Annotated in this window: 14 protein-coding genes; 10 read left to right on the plus strand and 4 right to left on the minus strand. The window is 71.3% G+C overall.

Annotation, left to right across the window (positions count from 1 at the left end):
• Positions 1-79: 79 nt before the first annotated feature.
• Entirely contained in the window at positions 80-1,252 is a 1,173-nt protein-coding gene (locus NYZ98_RS28165; RefSeq protein ID WP_262846578.1) for an AI-2E family transporter, read from the minus strand.
• A gap of 233 nt (positions 1,253-1,485) precedes the next feature.
• Complete coding sequence (locus NYZ98_RS28170; protein ID WP_262846579.1) at positions 1,486-1,833, minus strand: PRC-barrel domain containing protein; 348 nt, start codon at positions 1,831-1,833, stop codon at positions 1,486-1,488.
• A gap of 305 nt (positions 1,834-2,138) precedes the next feature.
• Here NYZ98_RS28170 and dnaK point away from each other — a divergent pair, with 305 nt between their 5' ends.
• The 6 genes from dnaK (at position 2,139) to NYZ98_RS28200 (ending at position 10,405) form a co-directional block, all read left to right on the plus strand.
• Positions 2,139-4,010 (plus strand): molecular chaperone DnaK, encoded by a 1,872-nt coding sequence (dnaK, locus tag NYZ98_RS28175; RefSeq protein ID WP_262846580.1) that lies wholly within the window; start codon positions 2,139-2,141, stop codon positions 4,008-4,010.
• Position 4,011: 1 nt separating this feature from the next.
• Complete coding sequence (locus NYZ98_RS28180; protein ID WP_262846581.1) at positions 4,012-4,653, plus strand: nucleotide exchange factor GrpE; 642 nt, start codon at positions 4,012-4,014, stop codon at positions 4,651-4,653.
• Complete coding sequence (locus NYZ98_RS28185) at positions 4,653-5,696, plus strand: DnaJ C-terminal domain-containing protein (protein ID WP_262846582.1); 1,044 nt, start codon at positions 4,653-4,655, stop codon at positions 5,694-5,696. Before NYZ98_RS28180 ends, NYZ98_RS28185 begins: the two co-directional genes overlap by 1 nt.
• Positions 5,697-5,746: 50 nt before the next feature.
• Complete coding sequence (locus tag NYZ98_RS28190) at positions 5,747-6,058, plus strand: chaperone modulator CbpM (protein ID WP_262846583.1); 312 nt, start codon at positions 5,747-5,749, stop codon at positions 6,056-6,058.
• Positions 6,049-8,667 (plus strand): ATP-dependent chaperone ClpB, encoded by a 2,619-nt coding sequence (gene clpB / locus NYZ98_RS28195; RefSeq protein ID WP_380708667.1) that lies wholly within the window; start codon positions 6,049-6,051, stop codon positions 8,665-8,667. Before NYZ98_RS28190 ends, clpB begins: the two co-directional genes overlap by 10 nt.
• Before the next feature lie 67 nt (positions 8,668-8,734).
• A complete protein-coding gene (locus NYZ98_RS28200; protein WP_262846585.1) occupies positions 8,735-10,405 on the plus strand; it encodes an FAD-dependent oxidoreductase in 1,671 nt (556 codons plus the stop codon).
• 101 nt (positions 10,406-10,506) lie between these two features.
• On the opposite strand, the gene NYZ98_RS28205 is transcribed toward NYZ98_RS28200, so the two are convergent.
• Positions 10,507-11,511 carry a pectate lyase family protein gene (locus tag NYZ98_RS28205; protein ID WP_262846586.1) on the minus strand — a complete coding sequence of 335 codons (1,005 nt, stop codon included), beginning with the start codon at positions 11,509-11,511 and terminating at the stop codon, positions 10,507-10,509.
• Positions 11,512-11,554: 43 nt separating this feature from the next.
• Positions 11,555-12,577, minus strand: coding sequence for a pectate lyase family protein (locus NYZ98_RS28210; RefSeq protein WP_262846587.1), 1,023 nt, complete (start codon positions 12,575-12,577; stop codon positions 11,555-11,557).
• Between the two features lie 625 nt (positions 12,578-13,202).
• On the opposite strand from NYZ98_RS28210, the gene NYZ98_RS28215 reads away from it, so the two are divergent.
• The 4 genes from NYZ98_RS28215 (at position 13,203) to NYZ98_RS28230 (ending at position 16,780) form a co-directional block, all read left to right on the plus strand.
• A complete protein-coding gene (locus tag NYZ98_RS28215; RefSeq protein ID WP_262846588.1) occupies positions 13,203-14,138 on the plus strand; it encodes a lytic transglycosylase domain-containing protein in 936 nt (311 codons plus the stop codon).
• Between the two features lie 150 nt (positions 14,139-14,288).
• Positions 14,289-15,044: an AfsR/SARP family transcriptional regulator gene (locus tag NYZ98_RS28220; RefSeq protein WP_262846589.1), complete on the plus strand. Its 756-nt coding sequence runs from the start codon at positions 14,289-14,291 to the stop codon at positions 15,042-15,044.
• A 196-nt stretch (positions 15,045-15,240) separates the two neighbouring features.
• Positions 15,241-15,945, plus strand: a complete 705-nt coding sequence (locus tag NYZ98_RS28225; protein ID WP_262846590.1) for a thioesterase II family protein — start codon at positions 15,241-15,243, stop codon at positions 15,943-15,945.
• 10 nt (positions 15,946-15,955) lie between these two features.
• Positions 15,956-16,780: an SDR family oxidoreductase gene (locus NYZ98_RS28230; RefSeq protein ID WP_262846591.1), complete on the plus strand. Its 825-nt coding sequence runs from the start codon at positions 15,956-15,958 to the stop codon at positions 16,778-16,780.
• Positions 16,781-16,948 lie beyond the last annotated feature (168 nt).

Raw genomic sequence — 16,948 nt, forward strand, 5'->3', positions numbered from 1 at the left:
GCTCTTCACGAATGCCGGCGGCGCGCCGTAGAGCTCTCCATGAATGCCGGCGGCGTGCCGTAGGGGTGGGGACCGGAGGTCAGGAGCGGTCCAGGCGGGGGAAGGCGACCTCGCGCAGGACCAGCCGCAGGGCGGCGGCGACCGGGATGGCGATGAGGGCGCCGATGATGCCGAGCAGCGTCGCTCCGATGGTCACGGCGATGAGGGTGACGACGCCGGGGACCTCCACGGCCTTGCCCATGATCCGGGGCACCAGCAGGTAGTCCTCGATCGCCCGGTAGACCAGGACGAACCCGACGGTGGCCAGGGCGATCGGCAGCGACACCGTCCAGGCCATCAGGATGACCACGAGCCCGGCGACGGTGGACCCCACCACCGGGACCAGGTCCATCAGGGCGACGAACAGCGCCAGCAGCAACGCGTAGGGCACGTGGAAGACCTGCAGCCACACGAAGGCGGCGACACCGGCGATCAGGGAGGTCAGCAGGTTGCCGAGGACGAACATCCCCACCTTGCCGAGGATGTCGTCGCCGATGAGGACCACGCGGCCCCGGCGGGACTGCGGCACGCACCGGTACACCGTGGCCTTGATCCGTGGCATGTCGGCCAGGAAGTAGATCGTGAGCGCCAGCACGATCAGCGTCGAGGCGGCGGCCCCGAGCACGACCTTCCCGGCGCCGAGCAGTCCCCCGACCAGGGAGATGCCGCGCTCGCCGGTGCTGAGCTGCTTGAGGTTCTGCTCCAGTCCGAACCGCTCGTTGAGCTGGCCGATGACGGAGTTGTGGCTGGTCGCCTCGCGCAGGTAGCCCGGGAGGTCGGTGGCGAACTGGGTGCCCTGGTTCACCAGCACCGGGATGGCCAGCGCGAGGAACCCGCCGACCATGCCCAGGGTGAGCAGGACGATGATGAACACCGCCGCCCAGCGCGGCAGCCCGCGCCGCACCAGCCAGCTCGCCGCCGGGTCCAGGCCGATCGCCAGGAACAGCGCCAGCCCGATGAGGATCAGCACGTCTCGCGACGCTTCCAGCAGCAGGATCAGCCCGTAGGTCAGGGCGACTCCCGCCGACGCGGTCATGCCGACGAAGAAGGGTGACCGCCGGTCGAAGGGGCGGCCGAGCTTACCGAACGGCCGGTCGCCGGTGGCGGGGCTCGGGTCGTGCGAGCTCGGGTCGTGAGGGCTCGGGTCGTGTGGGCTCGAGGAAGGCGGGTCGGGGGTCTGGGTGGGGGTCGTGGTGCCTTCCGGCGATGTCATGGCGGTTCCGCTTTTCTGCCCGGCCGGTCCTGCGGGCCGGTTCACCACCGATGCACCTGCCCGTGGAAACGCCGAATAGCGCTCGGCGGACCGGGAGATCCAAAGAGCCTCACCCACCTGACAGGCGGACGGCCTCGCCATCAGGGGCGGTCCGGTGGGGGCTCATCCGTCGGTGAGCCGCCCCACACGGCCCGCGATGGCGAGGCCGGAGAGCCGGGTGAGGCCGTGGGCGATCAGACCAGGGGGTAGCGGTCGTAGTACTCGCCGACCTTCCGGCGGTAGGCGGCGTCCTTGTAGGTGCTCTCGTCGTACTCCGGAGCGTCCTTGATCTCGTCCTTGGTGCGGGCGAGGAAGATCTTCTTCTCCTGCGGGTCGATCTCGATGATCGTGGCGGCGGGCACCACGACCTTCTTGCCGAAGATCCAGAAACCGGTGTCGACGACGATGTAGCTGTCGCCCACCACGTTGCTCTCCTCGTCCACCGAGCCGATCTTGCCGTCGGCGGCCTCGACGTCGTACCCGAGCAGGCTCAGCTCGGGATCGGCGGCGACACCCTCGCGGTAACTCCAGGTCTGGGTCATATGTCTAACTCCCCACTCTCAAGCGTTGTGATGGTGCTGCACTTCCCGCGCACACCGCGCTAAACGCCGATGGCCGCGACCGGCCACGCCGTTCACCGGCTGTTGGCCGGGCGTCCAAGGAATGGATAACGGGGCGTTTTGAACAGGTATGTAGCTGTTTGTCGGGTTTGGTGGGGGGTAGGGCGGCAGCGAAGTGCGACTTGATCGTGCCTCCTGGTCCTGGTGTCGGCGGAGGCAGCGCCCATGGGACACGTGACCGGCTACGGAGGCAGCGGGATTCGTGGTGGGGCGAGGGGGATGGCGACATGGCGAAGGCAGTGGGGATCGACCTCGGTACGACGAACTCGGTGATCGGGACGACCGAGGACGGTCATCCGACGGTCATCCCGAACGCCGAGGGCGCGCGTACGACACCCTCGGTGGTGGCGTTCACCGACCAGGGCGAGGTCCTGGTGGGCCAGATGGCCAGGCGGCAGGCGATCCTGAACCCGAAGGGCACCGTCTACTCCGCCAAGCGCTTCGTCGGCCGGCACTTCGACGAGGTCCAGGACGAGATCAAGGCGGTGTCGTTCGACGTCGTGCCGGGGCCGGACGACTCGGTCCGGTTCAAGGTCAGGGACAAGATGTACGCGCCGGAGGAGATCTCCGCGTTCGTGCTGCGGAAGCTGGTGGCCGACGCCGCGAAGTTCCTCGGCGAGAAGGTGACCGAGGCCGTCATCACCGTGCCCGCCTACTTCAACGACGCCCAGCGGCAGGCCACCAAGGACGCGGGCAGGATCGCCGGCCTGGAGGTGCTGCGGATCATCAACGAGCCCACGGCGGCGGCCCTGGCGTACGGGCTGGACAAGCGGACCAGCGAGACCGTCCTCGTCTTCGACCTGGGCGGCGGCACGTTCGACGTCAGCGTCCTCGACATCGGGGACGGCGTGGTCGAGGTGCGCGCCACGGCCGGCGACACCCACCTCGGCGGCGACGACTTCGACCGCCGGGTGGTCGACCATCTGGCCGACGAGTTCCAGAGCCAGCAGGGCATCGACCTCCGGCGCGACCCCCAGGCGCTCCAGCGGCTGTTCGAGGCGGCGGAGAAGGCGAAGGTGGAGCTGTCGGGGGTGACGCAGACGCAGGTCAGCCTGCCGTTCGTCACGGCCGACGCCAACGGCCCCAAGCACCTGAACACCACCCTCATGCGGTCGACGTTCGACCAGCTCACCGCCGACCTGGTCGAACGTCTCAACGGGCCGGTCGGGCAGGCCATGGCGGACGCGAAGGTGACCACCGACGACCTCGACGAGGTCATCCTGGTCGGCGGCTCCACCCGGATGCCGGCGGTGCAGCATCTCGTCCGCCGTATGACGGGCAAAGAGCCGAACATGACGGTCAACCCGGACGAGGTCGTGGCGCTGGGGGCGGCGACCCAGGCCGCGATCATCAAGGGCGAGCTGCAGGACGTCGTGCTGCTGGACGTCACCCCGCTCTCGCTGGGCGTCGAGACGCTCGGCGGGGTAACGACCAAGGTCATCGAGCGGAACACCACGATCCCCGCCCGCCGCACCGAGGTGTTCAGCACCGCCGAGGACGACCAGCCGGCGGTGGACGTGGTCGTCCTGCAGGGTGAGCGCGAGCGGGCCGCCGACAACCGGGTGCTCGGCCGGTTCCGGCTGGAGAACATCCGCCCCGCGCCGCGCGGCACGCCGCAGATCGAGGTCACCTACGACATCGACGCGAACGGCATACTCAACGTGTCGGCGAAGGACAAGGACACCGGGGCCGAGCAGCGGATCACGATCAGCGAGAGCTCCAACCTCGACAAGGGCGAGATCGAGCGGATGATGGCCGACGCGGAGCGGCACCGCACCGAGGACGCCCGGCTGCGCGAGACGATCGACGCGCGCAACGAGCTCGACGCGGCCGCCTACCAGGTCGAGCACCGCCTGGCCGAGCAGGGCGAGACGGTTCCCGTGCACGAGAAGGCGCGGGCGGAGCAGCTCGTCGCCGACGCCCGCCAGGCCATCAAGGAGGAGTCGCCGGTCGAACGGCTGCGCGACCTCACCGCCGAGCTGCAGCAGGTCTACCACGGTCTCGGCGTGGCCTCTTCCGGGGCGGGGACGCCCGACCGGACCGCCGGAGGCGCCTCGGACGAGGACGTCATCGACGCCGAGTTCACCAGCCCGGAGTGACATGAGCGGGCGCAGCGAGGTCCCGCACCCCGGGCCCGAGCCGGTCGTACGGCCCGCCGGCGTCGTGGACGGTACCGGCACTAAACCGGTCACGGGCGACGACAGCGAGAGACCGGATGGCGGCGGAGGGCATCCGGGCGTGGACGGCGGCGAGCAGCCGGTCGTGGACGGCGGCGGGGAGCCGGGCGGCGGCGGCGAGGACGGTGGCCGGGAGCTGTCGGAGATGCGGGATCGGTGGTTGCGGGCCGTCGCCGAGCTGGACAACGTTCGCAAGCGCATGGCGCGTGACGCCGACCGGCAGCGGCTCGACGAGCGGGCACGTGTCGCGGCGGAGTGGCTCCCGGTGATCGACAACCTGGAGCTGGCGCTCAAGCACGCGGGCGCCGACGCGGGCGCGGTGATCGAGGGGGTCCGGGCCGTCCGCGACCAGGCCGTCGCCGTGCTCGCGCACCTCGGCTTCCCGCGCCGTGACGACGTCGGCACGCGGTTCGACCCCTCCCGGCACGAGGCCGTGAGCACGGCGCCCGATCCGGACGCCGACCCCGGCACGGTCCTCGAGGTCGTACGGCCGGGGTACGGCGACGACGGGCCGAGGCAGCTCCGCCCGGCGTCGGTGGTCGTGTCGACGAGAGCGGGCGAGTGATGGCGTCCCGCGACTTCTACGAGGCTCTCGGGGTGCCGAGGTCGGCGAGCCAGGAGGAGATCCAGCGGGCCTACCGGAAACTCGCGCGGACCCACCATCCGGACGTCAACAAGGACCCGGGCGCGGAGGACCGCTTCAAGGAGGTGTCGGAGGCGTACGAGGTCCTGTCCGACCCGGGCACGCGGCGACGGTACGACGCTTTCGGGCGCGACTTCCGCCAGGTGCCCGAGGGGGTGGACCCGGCCGCGTACGCCCGCGCCGGGGCGGGGGCCGGGGCCGGGAGGGGGCGGGGTTCGGGCGGTGCGGAGGTCCGGTTCGCGACCGGCGACGGCGTCGAGTTCGACTTCGAGGACCTGTTCGGCGGCATGTTCGGCAGCCAAAGCGCCCGAGGCGCAGGCGGCGGACAGGGTGGACAAGGCGCACGAGGAGCACGTAGCGGACGGGCCGGAGGGGGCGGGCGCGCGGGGCGCGGGTGGGGTCCGGCCCCCGGCGCCGACCAGGAGGCCGAACTGGTGCTCACGGTCGAGGAGGCGTACCGAGGCGGCCGCCGCACGATCACACTCCCCGGCCACAGGGGGACGGCGCGGACGCTGGAGGTCACGATCCCCGCCGGCGTCGTCGACGGACAGCGGATCCGGCTGGCGGGCCAGGGCGGCGAGGGCGGAGACGGCGCGCCGCCCGGCGATCTGTATCTGGTCGCGCGCATCGCCGACCATCCCCGCTACCGCGTCGAGGGGCGGGACATCCACGTCCGGCTCCCCCTCACCCCGTCGGAGGCGGCGCTGGGGGCGGCCGTAGCCGTCACCACCCCGGCAGGCGAGGCCAAGGTGAAGGTGCCGCCGGGCACGTCCAGCGGTCGCCGGCTGCGCCTGCGCGGACAGGGGATGCCGAGCCCGCGCGGAACCCCCGGCGACCTGCTGGCGGAGGCGATGATCATGGTGCCCGGCACCCTGACGGACGAGGAGCGCCGCCTGTACGAGCGACTGGCCGGCGTGTCGGCCTTCGACCCCAGATCCGCCCCGGAAGCGAGGCACCGGCCATGACCCGGCCGCCGGTGCGGTTCGCACCTGAACCCGGAAGCGAGGCGCCGATCATGATCCGACCGCTGGTGCGGCTCGCGCACCTGGACATGGAGGGCTTCGCGCGGGCCACCGGGCTGCATCCCGAGTTGGTGCGCCGGCTGGTGGCGCTCGGGCTGATCGAGGCCTGGCGGGGCCCGGGGGGCGACCTGTGCTTCCCGCCCGACCAGGTCGCCGCCGCCGGCCGCCTGCAACGCCTGCACGCGGGGCTCGCCGTCAACTACGCCTCCCTCGGCCTGGTGGCGGACCTCCTTGACCGCATCGCGGAGCTCGAGGCGGCTTTGCGTACCCGCTCCAGAACCACGAGAGGCGCGACATGGACCTGAACCGGTTGACGATGAAGTCACAGGAAGCCCTGCATGACGCGCAGACCGCGGCGATCCGCCACGGGCACACCGAGGTCGACGGCGAGCATCTCCTGCTGGCGCTGCTCGAACAGCCCGACGGGCTCGCCCCCCGCCTGCTGTCCGCGGCGGGCGGCGACCCGGACAAGCTCCGGCTGGAACTGGAGGCCGATCTCGGACGGCGGCCCAAGGTCAGCGGCCCCGGCGCGGCCCCGGGCGAGGTCCACGTCACCCAGCGCCTGTCACGCTTGTTCGACACCGCCGACCAGGAGGCCAGGCGGCTCAAGGACGAGTACGTGTCGGTCGAGCACCTGCTACTGGCGATCATGGACGAGGGCACGGGCACCGAGGCGGGCCGGCTGATCCAGGGGCACGGGATGAGCCGCGAGCGGCTGCTGGAGGTGCTCACCCAGATCCGCGGCAACCAGCGCGTCACCTCCGCCACCCCCGAGGGCGCCTACGAGGCGCTGGAGAAGTACGGCGTCGACCTGGTCGCGTCGGCGCGGGCCGGCAAGCTGGACCCGGTCATCGGGCGGGACGCCGAGATCCGCAGGATCGTCCAGATCCTGTCCCGCAAGTCCAAGAACAACCCCGTCCTGATCGGCGACCCCGGGGTCGGCAAGACCGCGATCGTGGAGGGGCTCGCCCAGCGCATCACCAGGGGCGACGTGCCCGAAGGGCTCAAGGACAAGACGATCTTCAGCCTGGACATGGGCGCGCTGGTCGCGGGCGCGAAGTACCGAGGGGAGTTCGAGGAGCGGCTGAAGGCCGTGCTCACCGAGGTGCAGGCCTCCGAGGGGCGGATCCTGCTGTTCGTGGACGAGGTGCACAACGTCGTCGGCGCGGGCGCCGCCGAGGGGGCCATGGACGCCGGCAACATGCTGAAGCCGATGCTCGCCCGCGGCGAGCTGCACCTCATCGGCGCGACCACGATCACCGAGTACCGCAAGCACATCGAGAAGGACGCCGCGCTGGAGCGCCGCTTCCAGCCGGTGTTCGTGGCGGAGCCCTCCGTCGAGGACGCGATCTCCATCCTGCGCGGCCTGCGGGAACGCCTGGAGGTGTTCCACGGCGTCACGATCCAGGACGGCGCGGTCGTCGCCGCCGTCGTGCTGAGCCACCGGTACATCTCCGACCGGTTCCTGCCCGACAAGGCGATCGACCTGGTCGACGAGGCGTGCGCGATGCTACGCACCGAGATCGACTCGATGCCGGCCGAGCTGGACGAGCTCACGCGGCGCGTGACGCGGCTGGAGATCGAGGAGGCCGCGCTGGCCAAGGAGGACGACACGGCGAGCGCGCAGCGCCTTGAGACGCTGCGCAAGGAGCTGGCCGACCTGCGGGCCCAGGCCGACGCCATGCGGGCGCAGTGGGAGGCCGAGCGGCAGGCCCTGAAGAAGGTGCAGCAGCTCCGCCAGGAGATCGAGACGACGCGGCGCGACGCCGAGCTGGCCGAGCGCGGGTACGACCTGAACCGGGCCGCCGAGCTGACGCACGGCCTGCTCCCTGACCTCACGCGCAGGCTCGCCTCGGCCGAGGAGCAGCTCGAGGCCAAGCAGGGCGCGCACCGGCTGCTGCGCGAGGTGGTGACCGAGCACGAGATCGCGAACATCGTGTCCCGCTGGACCGGCATCCCGGTCAGCCGCCTCCAGGAGGGCGAGCGGCAGAAACTGCTGCGGCTGGACGAGATCCTGCACGAGCGGGTCATCGGCCAGGACCAGGCGGTCCAGGCGGTGGCCGACGCGATCATCCGCGCCCGTTCCGGCATCAAGGACCCGCGCCGCCCGATCGGCTCGTTCATCTTCCTCGGCCCGACGGGGGTGGGGAAGACCGAGCTGGCCAAGGCGCTGGCGCAGGCGCTGTTCGACACCGAGGAGAACATGGTCCGCGTCGACATGAGCGAGTACCAGGAGCGGCACACCGTCAGCCGGCTGGTCGGCGCGCCGCCCGGGTACGTCGGCTACGAGGAGGGCGGGCAGCTCACCGAGGCGGTGCGGCGCAAGCCGTACGCGGTCGTGCTGTTCGACGAGATGGAGAAGGCCCACGCCGACGTGTTCAACATCCTGCTCCAGGTGCTCGACGACGGGCGGCTGACCGACGCCCAGGGCCGTACGGTCGACTTCCGCAACACCGTGATCATCATGACGTCGAACATCGGGTCGCAGTACCTGATGGACGGCGTGACCGCCGGCGGGGAGATCGAGCCGCAGGCGCGCGAGCGGGTCATGGGCGAGTTGCGCGCGCGCTTCCGGCCGGAGTTCCTCAACCGGGTGGACGACACGGTGTTGTTCAAGCCGCTGACCGAGCCGGAGATCGAGCGGATCGTCTCCCTGATGTTCGACGACATCAGGGTCCGGCTGGCCGACCGTCTCATGTCCCTGGAGATCACCCCGGCGGCGTTGCGTCTCATCGCGGAGGCCGGGTTCGACCCGGCGTACGGAGCCCGGCCGCTGCGCCGGTACATCGCCCGCGAGGTCGAGACGCGGGTCGCCCGCGCGCTGATCGCCGGGGACGTGCGCGAGGGGAGCGTCATCCTCGTGGACGCGTCCGGCGGCGAGCTGACCGTCACCTACCGGCGCCCGGAGGAGTGAGCGATGCCCGCCGAGGTCACGGCGGCGGTCACGGCGGGCGCGGTGGTGACGCGGGAAGGGGGCGGTGGTGCGCTGGCCCGCTGACCTCACCGAGACGCCGGACCTGCGGGGCGCCTACCCCCGGCTGAGCGAGCCGCAGATCCGTGCGCTGTCGCTGCACGGCTCCCGGCGCCCGGCCCATCCAGGCGACGTCCTGTTCGGCGAGGGCGACCCGTGCACCTGCTTCTTCGTGGTCCTGGCCGGCAAGGTCGCGACGATCAAGGGGTACGGGCTGGAGGACCAGGTGATCAGCGTCCACGGCGCGGGCCGGTTCCTGGGTGACCTCAACGTGCTCACCGGCCAGGCGGGCTTCCTCACCGCCGTGGTGGCCGAGGAGGGGGAGGTGCTCGCCGTGCCCGCCGACGAGCTGCGCCGGATGGTCACCGGGGACCCGTCGCTGGGCGATCTGGTGCTGCACGCCTACCTCGTCCGCCGCTCGCGCCTCATCGGGCTGGGCGCGGGCTTCCACATCGTCGGCTCCCGCTACTCGCCGGACGCCCGCCGGCTGCGCGAGTTCGCGTCGCGGAACCGGCTGCCCCACCAGTGGGTCGACCTGGAGCGGGACAAGGACGTCGAGCACTTCCTGCGGCGGATGGGCGTCACCCCGCAGGAGACGCCGGTCGTGATCTGGCACGGCTCGACCGTCCTGCGCAATCCGACCAACGCCGAGCTGGCCTGGGCCATCGGCCTCTCCGCGCCCCAGAGACGGCGCACCGAATGCGACCTGCTCGTCATCGGGGCCGGGCCCGCCGGGCTGGCGGCCGGGGTGTACGGCGCGTCGGAGGGCATGTCGACGATCGTCCTCGACGGGGTGGCGGCCGGCGGCCAGGCGGGCACCTCCTCGCTGATCGAGAACTACCTCGGCTTCCCCAGCGGGATCTCCGGCGGGGAGCTGGCCGAACGGGCCGTGCTCCAGGCGGGCAAGTTCGGGGCGCGGTTCCGCGTCCCGGCGGAGGCGTGCGCGCTCCAGGCGCAGGTGAACGATCTCGCCGTCACCGTGAAGGAGGGTTCGGTGATCCACGCGCGCTCGCTCGTCATCGCCACCGGCGTCCGCTACCGGCGGCTCGACGTGCCGAACCTGGCCCGGCTCGAACCGGCGAGCGTCTTCTACGCGGCGACCCCGTTCGAGGCCGACCTGTGCCGGCAGGACCCGATCGTCATCGTCGGCGGGGGCAACTCGGCCGGCCAGGCCGCCCTGTTCCTCTCCGGGCACGCCGCCTGGGTCGGCCTGGTCGTGCACGAGGACGACCTGTCGGTGAACATGTCCCGCTACCTGACGGCCCAGATCGAGCGGCACCCGCGCATCCAGGTCATGGTGAGCACCGAGGTCAGGGAACTCGCCGGGCAGGAGACGCTCGAAGCGGTCGTGGTCGAGGACCGCACCACCGGCAGGCGGTCGGCGATGGAGGCCCGCGCGTTGTTCGTCTTCATCGGCGCGGAGCCGTGCACCGGCTGGCTGGCCGGCGCGCTCGCGCTCGACCCCCGGGGTTACATCCTGACCGGCGCGGACGCCGCACGCTCCGGCATGCCCGGCGTCCCCGGCGCCCCGGGCCGGCCGTTCCCGCTGGAGACCAGCAGGGCGGGCGTGTTCGCGGCCGGAGACGTGCGCAACGGGTCGATCAAACGGGTCGCGTCGGCGGTCGGCGAGGGCACGATGGCGGTGCGGCTGGCCCACGACCATCTCGAAACGGGTGGCTGAGCCCGCGCCGCGGGCTTCCCGGGCACGCCGCCGGGAAGCACGACGACCACGCCGCCGGCACCTTCCCGGGGTCAAGGGGCAGGACGCCGGACCTTCCCGGGTCAGGGGCCCCAGGCGGCGCCGATGCCGGCGCCGGCGCGGACCGAGGCGGGGATCGAGGCGGGGGCGTCGACGGTGTAGGGGTAGTAGGTGCGCGGTTCGGTCACGGTGCCGGAGGTCTCCGGGGTGCCCGAGCCCACGAAGATGTTGTTCCGCTGCACAGCGCGGCCGGGGCCGCTGTCGGCGTAGCCGCTCGCCGAGTACAGCGGGAAGGGCACGTTCTCGAAGTAGTTGCCCTCGACGAGCACGCCGGCGTTCTCGGTCGAGGCGACGGCGTACAGCTCGTTGGCCAGGAAGTAGTTGTTGTACACGTGCACCGGCTCGCCGAACCGGACGCGCGGGTGCCGCTGGCGGCTGTGGTCGAAGAAGTTGTGGTGGATGGTCACCTTCAGGTGGCCGACGTCGCTGGACGCGCCGTCCGAGTGGCTGATCAGCATGCTCTTGTCGGAGTGGTCGAAGTGGTTCCACGACACCGTCACATAGTCGGAGGCGCGGACGATGTCGACCGACCCGTCCACGGCGCCGGAGAAGGTGTTGTGGTCGATCCAGATGTGGTGGGACTCCTGCCCGATGTTGACCGCGTCGTCCTCGGCGTCGGTGAAGCGGATGTTGCGCACGATCACGTTGGAGGACCGGTAGAAGTCCAGGCCGCCGCCGGTGATGTGGCCCGAGGTGCCGACGCCGATGACGGTCTTGTTCGGGCGCACGCCCTGCTTGCTGGTGATGGCGAACGTGCCCGCCACCTGGATGATCAGGGTCTCCTTGCTGTCGATGTAGTCGAGGAACTGGTCGGCGCTGGTGGGGGTGACCGTACGGCCGCCCGCGCCGCCGGTGGTGCCGTTCAGGCCGAGGGCGTTCACCGACGCGAAGCCGATGGGTGAGCCGATCGCGGCGGCCCGCGCCGGGGTGGCGCGGCCGAGCAGGGCGCCGCCCAGCGCGGTGGAGGCGGTGCCGGCCAGGAAGGCGCGCCGCCGCAGGAGGGGGCGGTCGCCGGAGGCGGAGGACATGATGGCTGCCTTTCGCTCGAAGGTGCGGGTGGGGTTACGGCGGTCAGAGGCCGACCTTTCCGACGCCGCTCCCGGACTGGACGATCGAGGGCACGCTGTCGACGGCGTCCAGCGTGTACGGGTAGTACGTGCGCGGTTCGACGACCGTGCCGGCCGTCTGCGGGACGCCGGAGCCGACGTAGCGGTTGCCGCGCTCGACGACCCGGCCGGGGCCGCTCTTGTCGTAGCCGACGTAGATCGGGTATGCGACGTTCTGGAAGTAGTTGCCCTCGACGAGCACGCCGGCGTTCTCCGTGGACGCGACGCCGTACAGGGCGTTGTCCCGGTAGTAGTTGTTGAAGACGTGGACCGGGTCGGCGAAACGCACCCGGGGGTGGCGCTGGGCGGTGCCGTCGAAGAAGTTGTGGTGGTAGGTGACGCGCAGCTTGCCGATGTCGGCCGTGTAGGTGTCGGAGTGGCCGAGCAGTGTGGTCTTGCTGTGGTCGTGGAAGTGGTTCCAGGACACGGTGACGAAGTCGGACTCCCGCTTGATGTCGAGGAGCCCGTCGAACCCGTTGGACAGGTCGTTGTGGTCGATCCACACGTGGTGCGCCTTGTTGGTGACGCTGATCGAGTCGTCGGAGGCGTCGGTGAACGTGATGTTGCGGATGATCACGTTGTTGCCCGGCCGGGTGGTGGAGCCCAGTTGCAGGCCGCCTCCGGTGATCTCGGCCGTGGAGCCCACGCCGAGGATGCTCTTGTCGGCGACCACGGTCAGCATGTCGTCCACCTGGACGCGGCCGGAGAGCCGGATGACGTAGGGACCCTTGCGTCCCACGTAGTCGGCCAGCGCGGCCCCGGTGGTGACGGTGACGGTGGGACCGCCCGCGCCGCCGGTGGTGCCGTTGGTGCCCAGGGCGTTCACCGAGGCGAAGCCGATCGGGGTGCTCTCGAAGGCGGCGGCCGCCTCCGTCCTTCCTGGGGCGTCCTTCCCCGCGAGCACGACGTCCTGCGGGACGGCGAACGCGGTGGCGGAGAGCGCGGCGACGGCGATGATCGAGCGCCTCGCGCGGTGACAGGTGGTCATCGTCTTCCTCGATCCAGACGGCGGAACGGCCGGGCCGGGAACATGGAGAAGAACGGCCCGCCGCCGACGTGAATCGCCGCCGCCCGGTGGACCTTTCCCGCCGCACGGCCTTTTCGGCGCGCGGTGCGGGCGAAATTCCGTCCCGGATGGCCGAAGGTAGGTTAACAACCTGTGAGTGTCAATGGTCAGGACGGCCGGGAAAATTCTGGAGAATCCGGCCGTTCCACCGGACGCCGGACATAAAGCCTGTCTGTACTGCGGATATGTGGCCGATCTCCCGCCTCGAAGCCGTCGTTCCGGCCGCGTGATATCGCTCTCCGGCATTCGCCTATCTGAACGGTTTCATATCCGTGAACCGCACGTCCTGCCGGGCCGGTAAATCCGTTCACGTGGCTGAACGCGGTCACACTCGTGAACGCGCGGACGGCCGGGCGGTGCATTTCCCGGAAAGCCGCGCAGCCCGGCGGAATTACGCTTCCGACCGGAAATCCAGCCGCCCGGCCCCCGGGCGTCCGGACGCGCACGCCGGCCTCGCCCGATGCCCAACGGCTCTCGAAACGGCTCGGGACGCCGTCGCTCCGGTACGTTGGGGACGGTGAACGATCATGCGGGAGTCGGGGGGCCGATGCGGTCACGCTGGAGGCCGGTGGTCGCGTCGCTCGCCGGCCTGGCGGTCGCGCTCTCGGGTTGCGCCGGTACCAGGGATGCCGCCGCGCCGGCCCCGGACCGTACGGCGACCCGGCCGGCCTCGGACCAGACGGCGACGCCCGCGAGGAAGCCCGCCAGGAAGACACCCGCGCCGCCCAGCCCGGACTCGGCGATCCCCACCGACCCGTCGCGGCTGGCCGACGCACTCACCGGCGCCACCGACGGCCTCCGGCGCGCCACCGACGACTGGTTACGCGACGGGGACCCCGCGAAGGGGACCCCTCCTGAGCCGATGGTGCTGCTGGCCCTGCGGCAGCAGCGCATCTACCGCTATCTGGTCCGCAACCCGAAGGTCGCCTCCCGCACCTTCGCCCTGCTGCCGAAGGCCCTGGCCGGACCGGCGAAGGACAACGTGAAAGCCGGGCGCGGGCTGCTGTCCCTCGTCCGGCCCATCAGTGGGGCGGCCAAGTTCCGCGTCCGGCCGCCCGAACCCGCCGACGCCCTGCTCGCCCACTTCCGGCGCGCCGAACGCCGGTTCGGCGTCGAGTGGGAGGTGCTGGCGGCGGTGATGTTCGTCGAGACCAAGTTCGGCCGCGTCAGGTCGCCCAGCTACACCGGCGCCAAGGGGCCCATGCAGTTCATGCCGGGTACGTGGGCCGCCTACGGGATGGGCGGCGACATCCTCGACACCGGGGACGCGATGCTCGCCGCGGCCAACTACCTGCACGCGTCGGGGGCGCCGCGCGACTACCGGCGCGCGCTGTTCGCCTACAACCACTCCACGGCCTACGTCGACGCGGTACTGCTGCACGCGCGCCAGATGAGGCGGGACATCCGCAACTACTACGGCTACTACAACTGGCAGGTGTTCGTGGTCACCACCCACGGCGACCGCCGCCTCACCGGCCCCTGACCCGACGCCGCCTCACCGCACCCTGAACCGTCCACGTCCTCCCGGCGGGAAGCGCTGACACAGGTGGAACGGTGATGGAACGCCTTCTTCGTGAGACCCGGTATCTGGGAAGCGAAGGGACGTCAGGCGAACATGAGTACGCACCCATGTTTGAGGCTTGTAGGCACGTTCGGAGTGAACCGGGACGGCAGTGTCCTGCCCCACGTCGAGGTGGGCAGCCGGAAGGCGCGGCTGCTGCTCACGCTCCTGGCCGTCGAGCGGGGACGCCTGGTCCCCGCCGGCCGCGTCGCCGAGGTGCTGTGGGGGGACGATCCACCACGCCGGCCGGACGAGAACATGGCCACGCTGGTCAGCCGCCTGCGTTCGAGGCTCGGCCGGCACATCGTGGAGGGCGGCCGGAGCGGATACCGGCTCGGTGACACGGTGTCGGTGGACCTGCACCTCGCCGCCGGGCTGGCCGGGGTGGCGGAGAGGTCGCTGGTGCGACGGGACTCCGAGGCGGCCCGTGGCGCCGCGCAGCAGGTCCTCGCCATGCTCGAACGCGCCGGGGTCCTGGACGACGAACCGGGGGCGCTGTGGGCCGAACCGGCGCGCACCCTGCAGACCGAGTCGCTGCGCAGGGCGCGCCACGTCGCCGCCGAGGCGGCGCTGCGCGACGGCGAGCCGGTCATGGCCCGGCCCCCCGCGGAGGCGGCCCTGCGCGCCGACCCGATGGACGAGATCGCGTGCCGCCTGCTCATGCGGACCTACACCGCGCTCGGGGAGCCGGGACGCGCCCTGGCCACGTACGAGGGGCTGCGGGCCATGCTGACGGAGGAGTTCGGCGTCGACCCCTCCCACGCCACGCGCGACCTGCACCTGGCGATCCTCCAGGAACGCGTCCTCACGCCGTCCAGCGGGTGGTGACCCCGGTCCGCGAGCGCGACCGGGTGCCGGCCGGTGGAACTGCAACGCCACTGCAATTCACCGGCCATCCAGCGGGAACGGACCCGTTCACCGGAACGCGGCGGTGGTGTTGCAATGCGGCTGCAATCGGGTGGTGCATTCTGGGGTTGACAGGAAATCACGTGGAAAGGCGGACCGGCACGTCATGTCAATACCGATGCTTTGTTTACCTTTCGCCGGCGCCGGTCCGAGTTTCTTTCACACCTGGAAAGACCACTGCGACGAACTCGGCCTTGAAGTGGTCCCGGTGAAACTCCCGGGCCGGGAACGCTGGATAGACGAAACCCCTTACACGGACGTGCACGTGGCGGTCGACGGCATTTTCCCCGACGTCGTGGAAAGCCTCGACCCGGCCGTTCCCGTGGTGGTGTTCGGGCACAGTCTCGGCGCGGTGCTCGCCTACGAGCTGACCCGCCGCCTGACCGAGCACGGGACCCGGGTGGACGGGCTCTTCGTCAGCGGGAGCCCGGGGCCGTGGTCGGGCAGGAAGCCCGCCTCCGAGGGCCTCGGCGACGAGGAGTTCCTGGCCCGGGTGGAGGAGCTGGCCGGGTACCGGCACCAGGCGTTCGACGTACCCGACCTGCGCGATCTCCTCCTGCCCACCCTGCGGGCCGACGTGCGCATGCACGAGGACTACGTGCCCGGCCACAGCGAGCGGTTGCCCGTACCCGTCACCGCCTTCCGGGGCATGGCGGACGAACTGGTCTCCCTGGAGCAGACGGAGGGGTGGCGGGCCGCCACCGGCGCGGAGTTCGAGCTGGTGGAGCTGCCCGGTTCGCACATGTACCTCGCGGACACGCCACGTGTCCTGCTGGAGATGATCTCTACGAGGGCCCGGCGCGGCGCGCCGGGCGCCGGCTGAGGCGGGCAGGATGCGACTTCGGGGAAAGACCGCGATCATCACAGGGGCGGCCAGGGGCATCGGCAGGGCGTGCGCGCTCCGGTTCGCCGAGGAGGGCGCGGACCTGCTGCTCCTCGACCTCGGCCGGGACATCGACGAGGTCCCGTACGAGCTGGGGACCGCCGAGCAGCTCGCGCACACCGCGGAGCTGTGCCGCGCCTCGGGCGTGACGGTCGTCACCCGCACGGGCGACGTGCGCTCCCCCGCCGACACCGCCAGCGCGGCGGAGGAGGCCGTGGCGCGCTTCGGGCGGATCGACGTCCTGGTCAACAACGCCGGGATCGCGGCCCCGTCCGGCACCGACCTGCACGAGATCGAGGAGCGGGACTGGTCGGTGATGCTCGACGTCAACCTGTCCGGCGCCTGGCGGATGACCAAGGCCGTGGTGCCGAGCATGCTGAGGTACCGGTCCGGCAGCATCATCAACGTGTCGTCCACGGCCGGCCTGGTGGGGTACCGCCGCTTCGCCGGCTACGTCGCGGCGAAGCACGGGCTGATCGGCCTGACCCGGGCCGCCGCGCTCGACTACGCGCCCCTGCGCGTGCGGGTGAACGCCGTCTGCCCCGGGTCGGTGCGTGACGACCTGCTGCTCGACGGGCGGATGCTCAGCGAGATCGCCAGGTCGCTCGACGTGCCGGTGGACGAGCACGAGAAGACGTTCTCCGAGGCCCAGCCGATGAACTCCCTGGTCGAGGCCGAGGACGTCGGCGCCGCGATCCTGTGGCTGGCCAGCGACGACTCCGGCCGGCTGACCGGCTCTGTGACCACGGTGGACGGGGGTTTCACCGTTCGATGACCAGGTCGCGGCCGGTGGACCTGATCGGTCCGCGCACCGCCCGCCGACCCTTTGGACCGGGATCGGTCCCGGCACGCCCCAAGACCCCTGAGACCGGGACCGATCCCGCACCTTCCACATGATCCGCTGAGGACCGTTCCAGAGATCATCGGCCCCGCCGGGCCGAGG

Origin of the sequence: Sphaerisporangium corydalis (assembly GCF_025506355.1) — a bacterium.
In the GTDB taxonomy this organism is placed as follows: Bacteria; Actinomycetota; Actinomycetes; order Streptosporangiales; family Streptosporangiaceae; genus Sphaerisporangium; species Sphaerisporangium corydalis.

Excerpts from the sequence above, each read along its gene's own strand:
- NYZ98_RS28185 (WP_262846582.1), top strand. The coding sequence starts at position 4,653 with ATGGCGTCCCGCGACTTCTACGAGGCTCTCGGGGTGCCGAGGTCGGCG.
- NYZ98_RS28170 (WP_262846579.1), bottom strand. The coding sequence starts at position 1,833 with ATGACCCAGACCTGGAGTTACCGCGAGGGTGTCGCCGCCGATCCCGAG.
- NYZ98_RS28225 (WP_262846590.1), top strand. The coding sequence starts at position 15,241 with ATGCTTTGTTTACCTTTCGCCGGCGCCGGTCCGAGTTTCTTTCACACC.
- NYZ98_RS28190 (WP_262846583.1), top strand. The coding sequence starts at position 5,747 with ATGATCCGACCGCTGGTGCGGCTCGCGCACCTGGACATGGAGGGCTTC.
- NYZ98_RS28165 (WP_262846578.1), bottom strand. The coding sequence starts at position 1,252 with ATGACATCGCCGGAAGGCACCACGACCCCCACCCAGACCCCCGACCCG.
- NYZ98_RS28215 (WP_262846588.1), top strand. The coding sequence starts at position 13,203 with ATGCGGTCACGCTGGAGGCCGGTGGTCGCGTCGCTCGCCGGCCTGGCG.
- NYZ98_RS28180 (WP_262846581.1), top strand. The coding sequence starts at position 4,012 with ATGAGCGGGCGCAGCGAGGTCCCGCACCCCGGGCCCGAGCCGGTCGTA.
- clpB (WP_380708667.1), top strand. The coding sequence starts at position 6,049 with ATGGACCTGAACCGGTTGACGATGAAGTCACAGGAAGCCCTGCATGAC.
- NYZ98_RS28210 (WP_262846587.1), bottom strand. The coding sequence starts at position 12,577 with ATGACCACCTGTCACCGCGCGAGGCGCTCGATCATCGCCGTCGCCGCG.
- NYZ98_RS28205 (WP_262846586.1), bottom strand. The coding sequence starts at position 11,511 with ATGTCCTCCGCCTCCGGCGACCGCCCCCTCCTGCGGCGGCGCGCCTTC.
- NYZ98_RS28230 (WP_262846591.1), top strand. The coding sequence starts at position 15,956 with ATGCGACTTCGGGGAAAGACCGCGATCATCACAGGGGCGGCCAGGGGC.
- dnaK (WP_262846580.1), top strand. The coding sequence starts at position 2,139 with ATGGCGAAGGCAGTGGGGATCGACCTCGGTACGACGAACTCGGTGATC.